The organism is Streptomyces sp. NBC_00028, assembly GCF_045041065.1.
GTDB lineage: Bacteria > Actinomycetota > Actinomycetes > Streptomycetales > Streptomycetaceae > Streptomyces.
The window spans coordinates 9376282-9394451 of the sequence record NZ_CP108293.1 but is presented as its reverse complement, the minus strand read 5'-3'; the positions used below and the strand labels follow the sequence as shown (position 1 = coordinate 9394451).

The window sequence follows — 18170 nt, the reverse complement described above, 5'->3', positions numbered from 1 at the left end:
CACGACCTCATGGATAACGTTTCCCAGTCGGAGCGCCGATGGCCCGCCACCGCGCACTGACACGCACCACCTGTACGGCTGGGTACGCTCAAGAAAGCGCACTTCGGGACGACCGTAAGCCTGTAATGAATCGATTCATCCACTTGCCCGGTGAACGCTGCCGAGGGCAACGGTTTCCGCTGCGCGCTCTCCATCCGAGGAGGTCCGATGCCAGGTTCGAAGATGACCCGCAGGACGGTGATCGGCGGAGCCCTGTCCGTCGTCGCCGCGACGAGCGTCCCGACGCCGGCGCTCGCGCGCGGGGCGCACCGAACGGACGAGGCGGCGACCTGTTACGGCAGGGTGCGCGGACGGCGCGAGGACGGCATCGTGAAGTTCCTCGGCGTGCCCTACGCCACCCCACCGCTCGGCGAACTGCGGTTCAAGGCCCCCCAAGCCACCCCGGAGTTGGCGGGGCGTGCGCGACACGGTGGACTTCCCCAACCCGGCCTTCCAGGCGGCCGGCAACGAGATGGGCCCGAACGGCAACGGCCGGATGCCCGCGCCCTCCGAGGACTGCCTCTACCTCAACATCTGGACGCCCGGCGCGGACCGCCGGCGGCGACCGGTGATGTTCTACAACCACGGCGGCGGCTACATGATCGGCTCCGGCTCCGCCACTGGGCAGGACGGCACCCATCTGGCGCAGCTCTACGACGTGGTGGTGGTCGAGTCCAACCACCGGCTCGGCCTGCTGGGCTACCTGTTCCTGGGAGATCTCGCCGCCGACGACCGGTACGCCGCCAACCAAGGAATGCTGGACATCCTCGCGGCGCTGCACTGGACCAGGGAGAACATCGAGAACTTCGGGGGCGACCCCGACAACGTGATGGTCTGGGGCGAGAGCGGTGGCGGCGCCAAGACCGCCGCGATCCACACGATGCCGGACGCTGTTCCGCTCTTCCACAAGGCCTCGATCGAGAGCGCCGCGCCGCTGCGCTTCCCCACCCGCGCAGGCGCCACCGCGCGGGCCGAGCGCACGCTGGAGCTCCTGGGACTGACCGTGGCGGACATCCCCGCGCTGAACGGGATACCGGCCGAGAGACTGCTCGCGATCCAGCAGTCCGAAGCCGCGAACGGCGCGCCACCCTGGGGCGACCCCGGTTCGCTCCCGGGCTTCGGCGCCTTCGTCGACGGCACCGTCATCCCGCGGCATCCCTTCGCCGACGGCGCAGCCCCCTTCTCGGCGGGCAAGCCGCTGATGTGCGGCACATGCCGCGACGAGACGGTGTTCTTCAGCCTGTTCGGGCCGCCCGACATCTTCCGGATCGACGAGGCCGGCCTGCGCAGGGAACTGGGCCGCACGTATCAGGGCACCGAACTCGACCGCGTCATCGAAGTCTTCCACAGGTCCCGGCCCGACGCGACACCCGCACAGCTCTACTTCGCCATCACCACCTCGCCGATCTGGCGCGACGCGATCAAGATCGCGGAGGCCAAGGCGGCGCAACGCGCGGCGCCGGTGTTCATGTACCAGCTCGCCTACAAGAACCCCACCTTGGTGCCCGGCACGGACTTCCCCCTCGGCTCGCCGCACGCGTCGGACATCAACCTCAAGTTCGCCAACACCGACAAGAACCTCGACTCCCTCCTCAACGCGGATCAGTCGCCGGGCCGGCTCGCGACCGCGCGGCACATGAGCGGACTGTGGGCGGGCTTCGCCCACCGAGGACGCCCCGCCGCGGACGGGGTGCCGGCCTGGCCGGCGTACACGCCGCAGCGGCGCGCCACCATGCGGCTCGACGCGGAGTGCACGATCGTCGACGATCCGGACAGGACGGAGCGGTTGTACTGGCAGCGCGGCTGAAGGTGCTCAGGCGGCGTTGCGGCTGCTGAGGCCGCAGAGGGGGATGCGCGGCAGTCGGCGCCACTGTCCTGCTCCCCCACCCTCCGGTGCCGCCGCCCCACCAATCGGAACACCCTATCCATTTTTGGTGATACGGTGGACGCCAGATAACCGGATAGCCCTATCCGGGCCATGAAGCGGATAGGGCTATCCATTACTCGCCCGGAAGGATCACCCCGTGACCACCATCGCCATCATCGGCGCCGGCCCTCAGCTGGGCCTGGCCATCGCGCGCACCTTCGGCTCCCACGGCTTCGACATCGCGCTCGTCTCCCGCGACCGCGGCAAGCTCGACCGGCTCGTCGACACCCTCACCGCCGAAGGCATCACGGCCGCCGCGTTCCCGGCGGACGTCCTCGACCGCGACGCCCTCACCCAGGCGCTCAAGGACGCCGCAGCGCGCTTCGACGGTATCGACGTCCTGGAGTACTCCCCCGTCGGGACACTCGGCTCCACCACCCTCACCACCCCGGCCCAGACCGAACCCGGCCATGTGCAGCACGAGATGGAGTTCCAGCTCTACGGGGCGATCGCCGCCACGCAGGCGGTGCTGCCCGCCATGCGCGAGGCCGGCGTCGGCACCCTGCTGTTCACCACGGGCGCCGGATCCATCGACCCCGTACCGCAGGTCGGCAACGTCAACGCCGCGGCGGCCGCACTGCGCAACTGGGTCCTCAACCTGCACAAGGAACTGGACGGCACCGGCATCCAGGCCGCCCACATCGGGATCGACGTCTCCATCGGCGTGGCGGCCGTCCCCGGCTTCCCCACCGCCCAGCCGGAGGAGATCGCCCCGGTCTACTGGGACCTGCACACCACCAAGCGCGACCAGGCCGAACTGGTCTTCAGCGGCTGACACCGCACAGGACGCCGTCCGCCACGCGACGGACGGCGTCCCCCCGCAACTCCCGCCGCCGAAGCCGACCTGCCCGCCACCCCAGGCCGGCTCTCCGCTTCAGCGGACTCAGCGCCGCCGCGGCCGCAGCGAAACCTGTAACAACATCAACTAGTCGACTGCGCTCCGCTCGGCCAAGTCGCGAAGAGCCTCAGGAACTCTGGCGCCCGAGAGCTGGATCAGATCGCGGTTGACCTCGCGGGCCAAGTGGTTGATCGTGGATCTGCTCAGGCTTCAGGATCTCCCTCCAGAAGTGCGGCTGTGGCCCGCGACAGCAGTGCTCATGGCGTGGATCTCAAAGTTCGTCGGCCGAACCTCGGGCATGCAGAGACTGTCGCCATCGGTTCCCATACAGCCACCCCGGAACTGGCCGCCAGCTCGGCCCGTTCCATGTGCTGCTGCCGCATGAACGCATGCGCCATGAGGAAGAGCCCGGTGCCGATGTCGTCCTGCCGCGCGGTGACGAACGCAGTATCCGGACCCGCAACACCGTCGTACCGCGCGACGCACACGAACACACCGAGCCCGACCGTCCGCGTCGGCTCGCCGGGGAGATTCCGGGTGCTGCGGAGCGGGAGGGACGTCCTGTCCCTCCCGCTCGCCGACTGCCGTGTCGGCTACCGCTTCTCGTGGGCGATGAACAGGTAAGAGCCGGAACCGGCCCGGTACACGGCCCGGTCCCCGTCGACGCGCTCGAACCTCGCCCCGTCCGGCGCCTGCCCGGGTTTGCCGCCTCCCGTCGGTACCCGGATCTCCGCCGTCGTGTTGGGCGGCACCTCGACCCTGAGGCGGAAGACGCCGTCCGTGCGCGTCCACTCCGACGACACCTCGCCGTAGGGAGTGCGGTAGCTGCCCGCGACGTGCGTCAGTGTGCCCACCGGCCGCGGGTCGACGACGAGTTCGCGGTAGGCCACGCCGCCGCGCGGCCGGCGGATTCCGGCGAGGCCGCTGTGGAACCACTCCTCGATCTGGAGGAGGATCATGTGGTTCTTGGAGTTGCCCATGTCCCATTGCTCGGGATGGGTCGTCAGACCGCCCGGATTGGCCGTCGTGGGCCGCATGAAGTAGCCGTAGCTCGGGCGGGTTTCCTCTTGGAGCACGTCCCACAGGACGTCGTCACGGCCGCCTTCGTGGAGGGCCCTGACGATGGGGGCAAGGCCGATGGTGCCGCCACTGAAGTGCGGGCCCCCGCCGTACGGTTGATGGGCGTGGACCAGCTCGACCAGCGCGTCCAGGACCTTCTCCCGCTCGCCCTCCGGCACCAGCCCCTCGTCCAGTGCCAGCGCCTGTGCGGCCTGGGTCGCCCCCGTGGTGCCCTGCTCGCCCTGGGCGGTGTAACGGCCGAGGGAGCTGTTGTAGAAGGCGTCGTTGAAGGCCTTCTTGATGTTCGCGGCGAGGCTGCGGTACTCGGCGGCGTCTGCCGTGCGGCCAAGGAGGTCGGCCATGCGGGCCATCCGGTCGGCGACCTGGTGGTAGCCCCAGGTGCCGGTGATACGGCCGGAGGTCTGCTCGCTCGCGATCCAGTCGGCCAGCGCGGCGTCCACGAGGTGGGCGTCCTGGCCGGTGCCCGCCTTCTTGGTGCGGATGTAGGTGACGAAGGCCTGCATCTGCGGGTAGTAGCGGGCCATCGTCTGCGTGTCGCCGTACGTCTCGTACAGGAACCACGGCGTCAGGACGATGCCGTCGCCCCAGTTGATCTCGTCGCCGAAGCGGCCCGTGTAACCCCAGTCGTAGACCGGCGCCTTGAGCGCCACGTTGCCGATGTTGTCGCCCGCCTTGGACTGGCCCTCGGCCAAGTGCCGTTCCATGGTGCGCAGATAGGCGGCGTATCCGAAGGTGCGGTGCAGTGAGGCGAAGGGCTGGAGGTAGTCGGCCGGGTAGGCGAGCTTCTCGCGGCCCGGGCAGTCGGTGAACGTCGACATGACGTTGCTCATGATCGAGTAACGGGACATACGGTGGATGCGGTTGATCCGCTCGTCCGAGGTACGCACGTCGCCCGCGGCCGGCACGTCCGCGTGGATCTGCAGACCGGTGATCGTGTCGCGGGTGGGTGTGTAGCCCTCGGGCAGGCCGGTGACCTGGATCCACTGCATGCCGAAGTAGTGGAACCGCGGGTGCCACGTCTCGTCGACGGTCGCGCCGTGGGTGGTGTAGGCGGCGAAGACGTCGGTTCCCCGGGCCGCGCCGCCGCCGCGGATGGATGCCTGGTCCACGGTGCCGTCCGGGGCCAGGGACTCGGCGGGCCGGAGCTTGACGGTGGTTCCGGCGGGGACCCGGCCCTTCAGGTCGAGCTGGGGCCAGCCGGCGAAGTTCTGCCCGAAGTCGAAGACCCAGACGCCCGGTTGGGGCTGGGTGACGCTGACCGGTCGCAGCCTGTCGACGACCTTGAGGGGCTCGGCCGCCCGCCACACCAGCTCGGTGGTGAGGTTGGGGGGCGGGGCGAGGCCGGCGTCGACCCAGCCCATGGCCATGCCGTCGCGGCGCTCGGCCGCCGCGCTCAGGTCGGCGCCGGGAGCGGTCCAGGCGGGCTGTTCGCGTCGGGCGTCGTAGTCGGAGCCGGAGTACCAGTTGGCGGTGGTCGTCGGGCCGAGGGCCGCCTTCCAGGAGCGGTCGCTGACGATGGTCTGGACGGTGCCGTCGGCCTTGGTGACCTCAAGGCGGGCGATGAGACGCGGGGTGACCGCGGCACCCGCGCTGGGGTCGGTGCTCGCGAGCGAGTTGCCCGAGGCGGAGACCCCGGCGCCGGAGGCGTGGTCGAAGGAGAGGGCGGGCTGGAAGGTGAGGGTGGTGCCCGCGGTGTCGATCGCCGTGATCGTCCGTGACTCCAGCCGCACTCCCCCGTCACCGGTGTCGATGTTGACGCTGCCCCCGACGTGGTAGTTGGCCACGCTGCTCACCTTGACGGCGCCGGAACCCCGCGGGGCGGCCTCGACCAGGCTTCCGGTGCCCTTGAACTGGCTCTGCCACCAGCTGTACGGGGCGCCGCGCCCGGTCGCGCTGTTGGTCACGGACCGGGTCACCAGTGCGGTGCCATGGCCCAGTTCGACACCCAGGGTGTTGTCGCCGTTCCTGATGAGGTGCGTGACGTCGTAGGCCCGGTACTCGACGGACAGTTGGTAGTTGGAGTTGCCCGGGGCGAGCACCTCGTCCGTGACGGGCCGGTCGTTGAGCCGGGCCACGTGGAGTCCGACGCCGGACAGATACAGCCGGGCCCTGCTGACGCCGCCGCCTCGGCCGTCGACGCGGAAGGCGCGGGCGAACACGGGCAGCGGCTGGTCGACGGTGCGTCCGGCGTACTCGATCCAGCGTGCCGCGCCCCAGTCTGCGTGCCGTAGCAGCCCCATCTCCCAGGAGGCCGAGCCGCTCCACGGGGTCGCCTCGCCCCGCTCGCCCCATACCCGCACGCGCCAGACGACGCGGTCTCGTGAGCCGAGCGCGGGCCCCCGCCACGCGACGTCGGTCTGCGCGGCGGAGCGGACCCTGCCGCTGTCCCACAGCAGGCGCCCGGCGTCGAGGTCGCGCTCCGAGCGCGCCGCCCGGATCTGGTAGGCGCTCTGCAACCACCCTCCGCCCGCGTGGACGACCCGCCAACTCAGGCGCGGCGCGGGGTCGTCGACACCGAGCGGACGGTCCTCACGGCCGTCGATCGCGAGCCCCACGACCCGGGCGCCGCCACCGCTGCTGTCCTGCTGCTGGGCGTACGCGCTCTGCGCGGCAAGCCCTGGCGTCAGGGGAAGAGCGCGTCCCGCGGCGGATGCCGCCATGGTGCCGACCACCCGTCTGCGGCTCGGTGTGCCGTTCGATGCCTCTGCCATGCGAAGTCTCCCTCGTCGGAAGCGAGATGTATGAAACGTTTCAATCACGGGTGTACGGCATCCCTGCCCACCCGGCGTGGGTGCACGGCGCCCCCGCACACCCACGCGTTGGTCAGCGAAGCCTGCTGGTGAGCTGGTACGAGCCGGAGGGCAGCCGGTAGGAGGCCACACCGTCGGCATGGCCGAGGAAGCGCACCCCCTCGACGCCGGCCAGCGGCGTCCGCCCCTCGCGGACGGCGTCGGCGGAGGCGGCCGGAAGGCGCAGGGTGGCCTCGCTGTTGGCGGGCACCTGGACGTCGTACGAGAGGGTCGTGCCTCCCCCGTCGAGCCCCCACTCGCTCCTGATCCGGCCGTACGGAGACTCGTAGGCCGCCGAGACGCGGGTGATCCGCCCCGTGGGGTCGAGGTGCGGCTGGAGGAGGAAGTGTTTGAAGCCGGGGCTGTCGGGGTCGCGGGCGATGCCGGCCATGTAGGCGTACATCCACTCCATGACGGCGCCGTAGGCGTAGTGGTTGAAGGAGTTCATGCTGACCGGGCCGAAGCCGTCGTCCCCGGCGTAGGAGTTCCAGCGCTCCCACACCGTGGTGGCCCCGTTCCGCACCGAGTACAGCCAGGACGGCATCGCGTCCTGGTGGAGGAGCCGGTACGCCAGGTCGGTGCGGCCCTCGTCGCTGAGGACCGGGGCGAGGACGTTGACGCCGAGGAAGCCCACGGACAGGGTGTTCTCGGCGTACTTGACCCGGCTGCTGTCCGGGTGGGCCGCCTTGTAGGCCGCGTCGTTGCCGATGTTGTCCGCCAAGTGACCGACGAGGGCCCGGTGTTGGGCCTCGGTGTCGTAGAAGCCGAGTTTGAGCACCCACAGCAGGGCGGACTGGGTGTTGTCCTCCGTCGTCTGGTTCGGGTCGACGCCCGGTTCGATCGGTGAGGCTTCGCCGAGGCTGGAGCGGAGGGTGACCGTCCCGCCTTCGCTGCTCAGGTACTTGGCGATGAAGGCCCGCTTGATGCCCGTGAAGAGCTCCTCGTAGGCGGACGCCTCCGACGGGCGGTCGATGGCGCGGGCCATCCGGGCCATCAGGTGAGCGGTGTAGCCGTAGTAGACGTCGCTCATCAACTGGGCGCTGGTCTGCTGCGGGGCGAGCCAGTCGCCGGTGAGGGAGCCCTGTCCGGCGTAGGTGTCGCCGGTCTGCTGACGGATCCAGTCGAGGTAGCGGGTCATCGCGGGCCAGCTGCGCTCGACGACCTGCGGATCGCCGGTCATCTGCCACAGCGTCCAGGGCAGTACGACCCCGCAGTCGGCCCAACCGCTGCCGCCGCCCGGCCAGTTGTAGCGTCCGCCGGGGGCGACCCCGGTGAACTGGGCCTTGTCCATGCCGTAGAGCGTCGCGGAGTCGACGACCGTGTCCTGGAAATGGGCGAGGAAGGGGGCGGCGTCCGCGTTGTAGAGGCCGGTGGTGGCGAAGACCTGGGTGTCGCCCGTCCAGCCGAGGCGCTCGTCGCGCTGGGGGCAGTCGGTGGGCACCCACAGGTAGTTGCCGCGCTGGCCCCAACGGATGTTGCTGATCAGCTGGTTGGTGTCCGGGTCGTCGGTGGTGACCGCCCCGGTCTCGTGCACCACGGAGGTGGCGACCCTGCCCGTAAGCCGGGTGATCGTGACCGTCTCGGTCGCGGTGACGGACGCGTAGCGGAAGCCGTAGAAGGTGAGGGAGTCCTGGTGGGTCTCGCCGTCGTGGTCACCCTTGAGGACATAGGTGCTGGTGGCCTTGGCGGTGCGGAGGTTGGCCCGGTAGACCGAGCCCGCGGGGCCGTCCGCGCCGGCGCTGTCGTCGTTGAGCATCTCCCCGAACCGGAAGGCGACTTGGGCGCCGGCGGGGCCGCGCACGCTGTAGCGCGGCACCCCGACCATGTTCTGGCCCAGGTCGAAGAGCGCGGTGTCGCCCGCGCCGATCACGACCTGGGCGGTGGCCGCCTTGAGCGGGTCGGTCACCGTGCGGTCGGGATCGACGACCACGCGGCCCCGGCCCGCACCGGTCACGCCCGTGTACACGGTGACCGACTGAGGCCGGCGGTCCCAGCGGCTCATCAGCCGGGCGGACTCGGCCGGGTAGGCAAGGAGTTGGGCGTCGGGGTACACGGTCGTGTAGGGGACGCGTTCGGTGTCGGACCAGGCGGAGTCGTCGTAGCCGGAGGACGTCCAGCCGGGCAGTTCCGCGCGGGCGTCGTAGGTCTCGCCGTCGTAGAGGTCGTCGGCGCGCCAGGGGCCGGTGTCGGTGGCCTTCCAGGTGCCGTCCGGCCGGGTGACTACGGACTCGGTGGTGCCGTCGGCGTAGCGGATCAGCAGCTTGGCCTTCAGGGCGAGGGCGTGGCCGTCCTCGGACCAGTACGAACTGCCCTCGGATATCCGACCGTTGTACCAGCCGTTGCCGAGGACGGCCGCCAGGGTGACGACCGGTTCCCGGGCGACGAGGTGGGTGACGTCGTAGGTGAGGTAGTCGGTGCGGACGTCGTAGTTCGTCCAGCCGGGCGGCAGCAGTTCGAGGGTGGTGCCGCCGTCCTGCGGGACGGTCACCCGGTGCCCGCTGACGTAGGCGTCGTAGACGCCGAGCGCGGAGACGTACAGCCGCGCCCCACGGACCCGGCCCTTCAGGCGCGTCTGCGTGCGCAGCATCGGCGCGCCGGGCGAGTGGGGCCTCTTGCCGCTCATCCCGATCCACTCGGCGTCGTCCCAGCCGGTGACGCCGTCGGTGCTCATCAGGCCCGTCTCGAACCAGGCCACGGGGCCGCTGCCGATCCAGCGGCCCTGGGCGTCCCAGACGTTGACGGTCCAGTGGTAGCGGGTCGCGGCCCGCAACGGCTTCCCCCGGTAGCGGACGGTCACCGACTCGGCGGACGGGACACGGCCGCTGCTCCAGACGTCGGCGCGGTCCCCGGACAGCTTGCCCGGTGAGCTCGCCACGAGGATCTCGTAGGCGCCCTGGCTCCGTCCGCGCCCGGCGGACCGCATGCGCCAGCCGAAGCGGGGGCGTGCGGCGTCCACGCCGAGCGGGTCGGTGCGGTGTTGCACGGTCAGTCCATACACTTCGCCCTCCTCCACGGGGCGCCGCGGCGCGGCCCCGTCGGGCGGCGCGCCCGTCGTGCCGGCCATCAGCGGCACCGCGCCCGCGGTCGCCGCGAGCACGGCGCGCCGGCCGGGTCCCGTCGGTCCTTCGGCATGGCCACTCCTTCGGTTCTGGGGTGCTTCATCGCTCACTCCGTCGGCCCTTCGGGCGCCGGCCCGGCGGTCAGGAGCCGGCCTGGTAGTCGCTGTCCATGTCCTTGAGGAGCTCTTCCGGCGTGCTCTGGTCGCTGAAGATCTCCTGGAGGCCGCTGAGCATGGTCTGCTGCACCTTGGCGTTGGGCCACAGCTGGTCCATGAACGGCACGGTGCGGTTGGCGGTGATGAACGCCGACAGCTCGGTGAGCGAGGCGTCGGCCCGGTAACCCGTGTCCGGGAGGGAGGGCAGGCCGCCCTGCTTCTTGACGAACAGGTTCATGCCCTGCGGTGACATCACGAACTTCACGAACTTCAGGGCCAGTTCGGGGTTCTTCGCCTTGGCGTTGACGCCGTACCCGGCGCCGGCCGCGGCCGGGATGAGGGTCTGGGAGGGGGTGTCGGTCGCCGGAAGCGCTTTGAGCGTGAACGTGCCCTCGGGGTTCTTGCCCTTGAGCAGGGCGATGACCCAGTTGCCCTGGACGATGCCGAGGGTCTTGCCGGTGGCGGCGAGCTGCTGGCTGGCCTCGTAGTTGGTGCCCAGCGGGTTCTTCTGGAAGCAGCCGGTCTTCTCCATCGTCAGGTACTTGTCCAGGGCGGTGGCCCACTCGGACTTCGCGAAGGTGGCCCGGCCCGCCTGCATCTTCTGGTCGAAGTTCCGGTCGGGGCCGTAGACGGTGGTGGCGACCAGCGCGTACAGCACCAGCTGGGTCACCCAGTTGTCCTGGTTGCCCAGCGCGAAGGCGGGGGTTCCCTTGGCCTTGGCGTCGCGGCAGAAGGCGAGCAGCTTCGTCCAGGTGTCCGGCGGGGTGAGGCCGGCCTTCTTCAGGGCCTGTTCGTTGTAGACCGCGCCGATGCCGTTCTGGCCGAAGATCGCGTTGTACGTCTTGCCCTCGTACTGGGCGACGGACTTGATCGCCGCCGGCATCTTCGCGGCCCACGGCTGGTCGGAGAGGTCGCGCAGATAGCCGGGCTTGGCGAGGACGTGGGTGGCGCCGGGGTTGCCGTTGCCGGGCCACACCGACATCACGTCGGGTGCGGTGCCCGAGGCGAGTTGGGTACGGATCTGCTGCTGGTACTGGTCGGCGCCGCTGGTGGTGTAGCGGACCTTGACGCCCGGGTTGGCCTTCTCGAACGCCTTGACGACGTCCTCGATGGAGCCCTGGTCGACCGAGGCCAGTGTCAGGGTCTTGGAACCGCCGGCGCCGGACGCGGACTTGGTGCCGCCACTACAGGCGGCCAGCAGGGCGGTGGCCGTCGCCGTGGTGACGAGGGCCGTGAGCATGCGTGTCTTCATCGTGTCTCCCTTGCGGAGCAGAAGGCGGGGTGAGGGCGAGGCGTCATCCCCGCAGCCCTCCGGCAAAGCCGTTGATGATGCTGCGTTGCAGGAGGAAGTAGATGAGCAGGACCGGCAGGATGCTGATCACCAGGGCGGCGAAGATGAGGTTCCAGTCGGTGACGTACTGGCCGACGAAACCCGCGATGGCGACGGGCATGGTCTGCTGGGCGCTGCCGCTGAGGTACAGCAGCGGGGTGAAGAAGTCGTTCCAGATGGTGACGGTGTTGAGCACCAGCGCGGTCACCGTGATGGGCTTGAGCACGGGCAGGACGACATACCGGAAGCTCTGGAGCGGGGAGCAGCCGTCGATCAGGGCCGCGTCCTCGAAGTCACGGGGCAGGGCGCGCAGGAAACCCGCGTACAGGAAGACCGTGAACGGGACCTGGAGGCCGGAGTAGAAGAGCACGAGCGCCCATGGGGTGCCGAGGAGGCCCAGGTCGCGCATGGTCTGGTACAGCGGGAGCGAGGCGAGTTGGAACGGCAGTACGAGGCCGAGGAGGACCAGCAGATAGGTGCCTCGTGACCAGCGGGCCGTGATGCGGGCCAGCGGATAGGCGGCGAGGGAGGAGACGGTCAGCACGATCACGACGCTGCACGCCGTCACCAGCAGGCTGTTGGCCAACGCCCCGCCGAGGGCGCCCTGTTGCCAGGTGGTGGTGAAGTTGTCCAGGGTCGGCGAGCTGGTCGGGCTGATGGGGGACGAGGTGTCCGAGGCCGGTCGCATGGCGAGGTTGACCAGGACGTAGACCGGGAAGCCGACGGTGAGCGCGATGGCGATCATCGACAGTTCGAGGGCAAGGGTGCGGGGGCGGTAGCGGTTCACGAGGCGGCCCTCTCGCTGCGGGCCAGCATGGCGTACTGACCGGTGGAGGCGATGGCGACGACGATCGTCAGAACCACGGCGAGGGCGATGCTGTAGCCGAACTCGCCGAGGGTGAAGGCGTCCTTGTAGATGAGCGTGGAGAGGGTGTCGGTCGCGTGCCCGGGGCCGCCGCCGGTCAACGCGTAGACCTGGTCGAAGAGTTTGAGCCCGCCGATGCTCGACAGCAGCAGGTTGATCGTGAAGGCCGGGGCCAGCAGCGGCCGGGTCACCGACCAGAAGCGGCGCACGGGGCCGGCGCCGTCGAGGGAGGCGGCCTCGTGAATCTCCGGGGGTACCGACTGCAGTCCGGCCAGGAAGATGACCATCGAATAGCCCGCGTACTGCCAGACGATCACCGCGACGATCGTCCACAGGGCCAGGTCGGGGCTGCCCAGCCAGTCCTGCCGCAAGCCGTCGAGTCCTACGGCGCCGAAGAGGCTGTTGACCGCGCCGTCCGGGCCGAGCAGGTTCCGCCACAGGTAGGCGGTCACGATCGGGGTGACCACCGCCGGCGCGAACAGCAGGACCCTGAGCAGATTGCGGGACTTGATGGCCGAGTTGACGCCCAGGGCCAGCAGCAGCCCCACCGCGTTCTGCACGATCGTGATGGCCACGGCGATGAGCAGGGTGTGCCAGATGGCCTGGACCGCGTCGGCGTCCCGGGTCATCTCGGCGAAGTTGTCCAGGCCGACGAAGGAGAAGTCGGGGTCCAGGCCGTCCCAGTCGGTGAACGCGTAGTACAGCCCGCGGGCGCTGGGGACAAGGACGACGAAGGCGAACAGCAGCAGGGCCGGAGCCATGAACCACCAGGGCGGTGTGGTGCGCGCCCGGCGGGCCGGGGCGCCCGGGACGGGGTCCGGGGAGTGGTCACGGTCCGGGAGCTGGGCGTTCGGGGCGAGGGTCACGGGCGGACCTGCTTCCTTGAAACGATTCAAAGCCTGCCCGTTGCGGGCTGGAGCGGCTCGGCGGAGTGAGGGCACCCGCCGGGAATGTTGTGTTGTGGGCTGCGGACGACAGCGGAACGCGCACCCGCTGGGGGCTGACGGGTAACGTTTCCCATCGGGTGGTGCCAGACCCTAGAGAGCCCGCCGCATGACGTCAAGATGCCGCGCACGCTGCAGGATTGTTACGGCGCTGTCCCCGTCCGACCGATCCCGCTCCGTTGATCGCACTTACCCCGGGAGGACTTTCTCCGTACACTTTCCGCCAACGTTGCCCACGGCACCGGAGGAAGCCGCATGGAGCCGCCCAAGCCCGCACGTCGCGTGACGATCGTCGACGTGGCCCGTCATGCGCGGGTGTCCACCACCGCGGTGTCCAAAGTGCTGCGCAACGCCTATGGGGCGAGCCCTGAGATGCGGGCCAAGGTGCGGCGCGCCATCGACGAGCTCGGCTACCGGCCCCTGGCGGCCGCGCGGGGTCTGCGCGGCCAGACGTACACCATCGGCGTGATGCTCCCGGACATCCGCAACCCCTTCTTCCCCGAGATCGTCGACGGCGTTACCGGCCGCCTCGCCGACACCGACTACCAGGTCTTCCTGGGCCCCGGCGGCTGCAACGACGAGCGGACCGAGGCCCGGGTCACGGAGGCCATGATCGACCGGGGGATGGACGGCATCATCCTGATCGCTCCCGTCTCCTCGCGCGCCCGCCTGGAGCACGTCGCCTCCGCCGTGCCGACCGTCGTGGTCGGCCGGCACGGGCAGTCCCCCGTCTACGACACCGTCACGGACGACGACATGGCGGGCGCGTCCCTGGTCATCGATCACCTCGTCGGCCTCGGCCACCGCCGTATCGCTCATATCGAGCACCACGAGACCGACCCCACGCGCATCGCGGAGATGCCCAACGCCCAGCGCGCGGACGGCTACCGGCGTGCCATGCGGGCGCACGGCCTCGCCGACGAGATCGACATCGTCTCCACCACCTACACCCAACAGGGTGGATACGAGGGCGCCCGGCAACTGCTCGCCCGTTCACGACGGCCCACGGCCGTCTTCGCCGGCGCGGACATCGTCGCGATGGGCGCCCTGGAAGCCCTCACCGACGCCGGGCTGTCCGTTCCCGGCGACATCTCGGTCGCCGGGTACGACAACACGACGTTCGCCTCCTTCAGCCCCATCTCCCTGACCAGCGTCGACCAGGCGGGGCACGAGATCGGCGGCAACGCGGTGCGTCTGCTGCTGGAGCGGATCGCCGACCGCACCAAGACCTCCGTGCAGATCAAGCTCTCCCCCACGCTGGTCGCCCGCCGTACCACCGCGGGCGTGAACGGGTAGGGCGACGCCGCCCGGGCGGGCCCTGCCCGTGTCACGGTCTACGACTTCGACAGCGACGGCGACGCCGAGGTCGCCCTGAAGATCGCCGACGGGGTGACCTTCGGCGACGGGACCACCTGGACGCACGCCGACGACTCCCGGCAGTGGATGGCGGTCCTCGACGGCCGCACCGGCGCGCTCAGCCGGTACTCGTCGATCCCCACGACCTATCTGTCCGACGGCCCGCTCGCCGCCCGCCTCGGCGTGGCCTACCTCGACGGAACGACCTCCAGCCTGGTCGCCTTCATGAAGAACCGGCAGGACGGCGGGGCGTTCAACCTGATGATCGGCGCCTGGAAGTACGACGGCGGCTCGCTGGACCGCCAGTGGACCTGGCAACGCGGCAGCCAGGACGCACCCGACGGACACAACACCCGCGCCATCGACGTCAACGGCGACGGCACCGACGAGATCGCCGAGATCGGGTTCGTCCTGAACGGCGACGGCACCCTGCGCTACTCCATGGGCCCCAAGGGCATCCACCGGCGCCCTGATCTGGCAGCACTACGGCGGCCCCGCCGACGTCGGACATGGCATGGCCGCCGACATCGACTCCCGCTACCCGGGCATGGAGGTCTGGTCGTTCTCCGGCCTGTACAACGCGCGCACCAACGCCCTCACCGAACCCGACACCGCCAAGCGCCCCTGGCCGCAGCTGGGCCTGTGGTGGGACGGCGACCTCACCGCGGAACTGCTCAACGACGGCAAGATCGAGAAGTGGGGCCCGCTGCACCCGACGTCGACCGGCAGCGTGCCGCGCCTGGTGAGCACCTGGAACTACGGTGCCGTCGACGCCTCCCAGGGGATCAACCCCCTCTTCGTGGGCGACATCGTCGGCGACTGGCGCGAGGAGGCGATGTACACCGACTCCGCCTACGACGAGCTGATCATCTTCACCACGAACCAGCCCACGACCACCCGGCTGTACACCCTCGCGCCCAACCCGGCCTATCGGAACGCCATGACCTTCAAGGGGTACATGCAGTCCCACCAGGTCGACTACTTCCTCGGATCCGGCATGTCCACCCCGCCCCGCCCCCACATCACCTACGCCCCGTGACACCTGCTCCGCTCCTCGCCGCCGCGTCTCCGGGAAGCGGGTGCGTGTTCCCTCACGTGTGCACGGCCGTCCGGGACCTCACGGCACCAACGAAGTCCCGGACGGCGAAGGCCCCTCCCGCATCCAGTCCCGTGTGCCGAACGACGTGCACGCCCGTGAGGCCCACACGGCGGCTTCACGCAGAGCCGCCGCGAATCCCCGCGCGGTCAACTCGCCCTGTGCGGTGAGCCGGTGAGCGAGAGCGCCGTGCAGCACGTCGCCCGCGCCCAGCGTGTCCACGACCCGCACGTCCGGTACCTCCACCGTGCCGCCGCCGTTCGGCCCCTCCCACACGAGGGGCCGCCCGCCCCGGCTCACCACCGCCCAGGTGACCCCGCGTTCGCGCAGAAACCGCAGCACCTCCTCAGGACATGCGGTGCCGGGCGGGTGGAAGGCGTCCGAGCAGACGGCCACGTCGACCGAGGCCAGCAGCTGCTCCGTGCCCTCTTTCCAACTGCCGCCGTCGAGGACGGTCCGGCATCCGGCGGCACGTGCGGCGCGCGCGACGGCCACCGCCAGCTCCATGTGATGTCCGTCGAACTCGACGACGTCGTACCCCGCCACCACCGCCGCCAGGTCATCCGGCACCGTGATCCGGCGTCCCGACGCGTTGGTCGACGCGACCGCCCGCTCGCCGCTGGACGCGGTCACCAGGATCGAGGACACGGCGGGCGGCGCGGCCGAGTCGGCCGACAGATCCCGCACCGTCACCCCGAGCCCCCGCAACTCCGCCGCGGCCACGACACCCATAGGGTGGCACCCGACCGACGTGAGCAGCGTGGCCGCGCCACCGAGGTGCGCGAAGGCGACGGCCGCGTTGGCCGCCGGCCCACCCGCGGCCACCGTCTGCCGAAGAGCCGTCACCTTCTCGTCCGCGCCCGGCACATGGTCGACGAGCTGGACCACGTCGAACGTACACAGGCCGACGAACAGTCCCTCGGGGCGTCTTGGCACGTCGGTCGACCGTCCAGGTGTGTGCGGAGCGCGGAGGCGGGGCGAGGCGGCAGCCAGGTGTACGCGCCACCCCAGCCGCACCCTACCCACCGCGAACACACGAAAGGCGTCACAACCGAGACGCCCCGTATGTCTACGCCCGACGCGACGCCGTCGTCGACTGTGCGGCCTCGGCCTCCGCCTTGGCGTCGTTCACGGCTGCGGCGGCCTCCTTCCCGGCCTCGTCGGCGGCCTTGGCGGCGTCGAGCAGAGCCGTCGAGCCCGATTCGAGTGCGGGACCGCGGGCTTCGTCCGATACCTCACCGGCGCCGGCAGGAGCTGCGCTCTCGGGTTGCGCCGCAGGAGCCGGAGTCGCCGTCGACTGGTCACCGAACGCACGGGTGACGGTCCGGACCGCCTCGGTCAGCTCTCCCGGGATCACCCAGAACGTGTTGTTGTCGCTACCCGCCAAGTGCGGCAGCGTCTCCAGGTACTTGTAGGCCAGGACCTTCGGATCGGCATTGTTGCGGTGGACCGCCTGGAAGACGAGCTCCACCGCCTTCGCCTCGCCGTCCGCCCGCAGGATCATGGCCTGTTGCGCGCCCTGCGCCTCCAGGATGTCCTTCTGCTTCGTGCCCTCCGCCGTGAGGATCTTGGCCTGCCGCTCCCCTTCGGCGTGCAGGATCGCCGCGCGCTTGTCACGCTCGGCCCTCATCTGCTTCTCCATCGCCTCCTTGATGGTGTGCGGTGGGTCGATGGCCTTGATCTCCACACGGTTGACCCTGATGCCCCACTTGCCGGTGGCGTCGTCGAGGACGGCCCGGAGCCGGGAGTTGATCTCCTCACGCGAGGTGAGCGTCTCCTCCAGGTCCATGCTGCCGATGACGTTCCGCAGCGTGGTCACGGTGAGCTGGTCGATCGCCTGCAGGTAGTCGGCGACCTCGTAGGCCGCCGCCCGTGGATCCGTGATCTGGTAGTAGAGAACGGTGTCGATGTTCACCACGAGGTTGTCCTCGGTGATCACCGGTCGGGGGTCGGACGAATAGACCTGCTCCCGCACGTCGAGTTTGGTGTTGATGCGGTCCGCCACCGGCAGCACCAAGTTGAGACCCGGTTGCAGCGTGCGCCGGTATCGGCCGAACCGCTCGATGTTGTAGCGGCGCGCCTGCGGCACGATCCGCACCGTGGAGGCGACAAGGAAGACGATGACGATGGCCGCCACGACAACGGCGATGACAACTGGTTCCACAGTGCCTCCATAACCGTGCGATCAGACGCTCAGGGCAGAAGCTCGCGGGGGTAGACGATGGCGGTGGCGCCCTGGATCTCCATGACGTCCACCAGTGCCCCCACCGGGATCACCTGGCTCTCGTCGAGGGCCCGGGCGGTCCACTCCTCGCCGCCGAGTTTGATCAGGCCACGGGTCGCGGTGACCTCCTGCACGACCTCGGCGCGCCTGCCGATCAGCGCGTCGCTGCCGTCGCGCATCAGCGGTGTCTCCGCCATGTACCGCAGCGCGACCGGGCGGGCGAGGAGCAGCCCCGCCGACGCGGTCACGCCGAGCGCCACGAGTTGTCCGAGGGTCCCGATGCCCACGCCCGCGACCACGGCGGCGACCAACGCCGCGCCCGCGAACAGGCCCAGGACCAGTGTCAGCGTGAAGAACTCCGCGACGCCGAGCGCCGCGGCAAGGAGCAGCCACACGAACCATGGCATCCCATCGCCCTCCTTCGGGGGCATCCTCCACCAAGTTACCGCCCGGAACGCCGGGCGGGAC

At 70.2% G+C, this 18170-nt stretch carries 13 protein-coding genes and 2 pseudogenes; 6 read left to right on the top strand and 9 right to left on the bottom strand.

Going from position 1 to position 18170, the window contains the following annotated elements:
- Nucleotides 1–207 precede the first annotated feature (207 nt).
- From OG885_RS42595 to OG885_RS42585, 3 genes and pseudogenes are all read left to right on the top strand, one after another.
- A pseudogene (locus tag OG885_RS42595) lies at nt 208–390 on the top strand (carboxylesterase/lipase family protein); the annotation flags it as partial.
- A 67-nt stretch (nt 391–457) separates the two neighbouring features.
- Nucleotides 458–1846, top strand: a complete 1389-nt coding sequence (locus OG885_RS42590) for a carboxylesterase family protein (protein ID WP_405741982.1) — start codon at nt 458–460, stop codon at nt 1844–1846.
- A gap of 217 nt (nt 1847–2063) precedes the next feature.
- Nucleotides 2064–2741, top strand: coding sequence for an SDR family NAD(P)-dependent oxidoreductase (locus OG885_RS42585; RefSeq protein WP_405741980.1), 678 nt, complete (start codon nt 2064–2066; stop codon nt 2739–2741).
- Between the two features lie 656 nt (nt 2742–3397).
- On the opposite strand, the gene OG885_RS42580 is transcribed toward OG885_RS42585, so the two are convergent.
- From OG885_RS42580 to OG885_RS42560, 5 genes are all read right to left on the bottom strand, one after another.
- Nucleotides 3398–6595 carry a family 78 glycoside hydrolase catalytic domain gene (locus OG885_RS42580; RefSeq protein ID WP_405741978.1) on the bottom strand — a complete coding sequence of 1066 codons (3198 nt, stop codon included), beginning with the start codon at nt 6593–6595 and terminating at the stop codon, nt 3398–3400.
- A gap of 112 nt (nt 6596–6707) precedes the next feature.
- A complete protein-coding gene (locus tag OG885_RS42575) occupies nt 6708–9737 on the bottom strand; it encodes a family 78 glycoside hydrolase catalytic domain (protein ID WP_405743142.1) in 3030 nt (1009 codons plus the stop codon).
- Nucleotides 9738–9873: 136 nt separating this feature from the next.
- A complete protein-coding gene (locus tag OG885_RS42570; RefSeq protein WP_405741976.1) occupies nt 9874–11139 on the bottom strand; it encodes an ABC transporter substrate-binding protein in 1266 nt (421 codons plus the stop codon).
- A 43-nt stretch (nt 11140–11182) separates the two neighbouring features.
- Nucleotides 11183–12004, bottom strand: coding sequence for a carbohydrate ABC transporter permease (locus tag OG885_RS42565; RefSeq protein WP_405741974.1), 822 nt, complete (start codon nt 12002–12004; stop codon nt 11183–11185).
- Nucleotides 12001–12948 carry a carbohydrate ABC transporter permease gene (locus OG885_RS42560; RefSeq protein ID WP_405741972.1) on the bottom strand — a complete coding sequence of 316 codons (948 nt, stop codon included), beginning with the start codon at nt 12946–12948 and terminating at the stop codon, nt 12001–12003. The genes OG885_RS42565 and OG885_RS42560 overlap by 4 nt, the downstream gene beginning before the upstream one ends.
- A gap of 333 nt (nt 12949–13281) precedes the next feature.
- On the opposite strand from OG885_RS42560, the gene OG885_RS42555 reads away from it, so the two are divergent.
- Nucleotides 13282–14322 carry a LacI family DNA-binding transcriptional regulator gene (locus OG885_RS42555; protein ID WP_405741970.1) on the top strand — a complete coding sequence of 347 codons (1041 nt, stop codon included), beginning with the start codon at nt 13282–13284 and terminating at the stop codon, nt 14320–14322.
- A gap of 38 nt (nt 14323–14360) precedes the next feature.
- Here OG885_RS42555 and OG885_RS42550 read toward each other — a convergent pair whose 3' ends face one another.
- On the bottom strand, nt 14361–14525 hold the full coding sequence (locus tag OG885_RS42550; protein WP_405741969.1) for a hypothetical protein: 165 nt from the start codon (nt 14523–14525) through the stop codon (nt 14361–14363).
- On the opposite strand from OG885_RS42550, the pseudogene OG885_RS42545 reads away from it, so the two are divergent.
- Nucleotides 14470–14769 (top strand): annotated as a pseudogene (locus OG885_RS42545) (hypothetical protein); the annotation flags it as partial. The gene OG885_RS42550 and the pseudogene OG885_RS42545 overlap by 56 nt on opposite strands.
- Nucleotides 14770–14851: 82 nt before the next feature.
- Nucleotides 14852–15421 (top strand): hypothetical protein, encoded by a 570-nt coding sequence (locus tag OG885_RS42540; protein ID WP_405743140.1) that lies wholly within the window; start codon nt 14852–14854, stop codon nt 15419–15421.
- 78 nt (nt 15422–15499) lie between these two features.
- Here OG885_RS42540 and OG885_RS42535 read toward each other — a convergent pair whose 3' ends face one another.
- The 3 genes from OG885_RS42535 to OG885_RS42525 form a co-directional block, all read right to left on the bottom strand.
- Complete coding sequence (locus tag OG885_RS42535) at nt 15500–16414, bottom strand: PfkB family carbohydrate kinase (protein ID WP_405741967.1); 915 nt, start codon at nt 16412–16414, stop codon at nt 15500–15502.
- Nucleotides 16415–16547: 133 nt separating this feature from the next.
- Nucleotides 16548–17642 carry an SPFH domain-containing protein gene (locus OG885_RS42530; RefSeq protein WP_405741965.1) on the bottom strand — a complete coding sequence of 365 codons (1095 nt, stop codon included), beginning with the start codon at nt 17640–17642 and terminating at the stop codon, nt 16548–16550.
- 29 nt (nt 17643–17671) lie between these two features.
- Nucleotides 17672–18109, bottom strand: a complete 438-nt coding sequence (locus tag OG885_RS42525) for an NfeD family protein (protein ID WP_399962485.1) — start codon at nt 18107–18109, stop codon at nt 17672–17674.
- Nucleotides 18110–18170: the final 61 nt, after the last annotated feature.

Excerpts from the sequence above, each read along its gene's own strand:
- OG885_RS42580 (WP_405741978.1), bottom strand. The coding sequence starts at position 6,595 with ATGGCAGAGGCATCGAACGGCACACCGAGCCGCAGACGGGTGGTCGGC.
- OG885_RS42575 (WP_405743142.1), bottom strand. The coding sequence starts at position 9,737 with ATGGCCGGCACGACGGGCGCGCCGCCCGACGGGGCCGCGCCGCGGCGC.
- OG885_RS42570 (WP_405741976.1), bottom strand. The coding sequence starts at position 11,139 with ATGAAGACACGCATGCTCACGGCCCTCGTCACCACGGCGACGGCCACC.
- OG885_RS42555 (WP_405741970.1), top strand. The coding sequence starts at position 13,282 with ATGGAGCCGCCCAAGCCCGCACGTCGCGTGACGATCGTCGACGTGGCC.
- OG885_RS42525 (WP_399962485.1), bottom strand. The coding sequence starts at position 18,109 with ATGCCATGGTTCGTGTGGCTGCTCCTTGCCGCGGCGCTCGGCGTCGCG.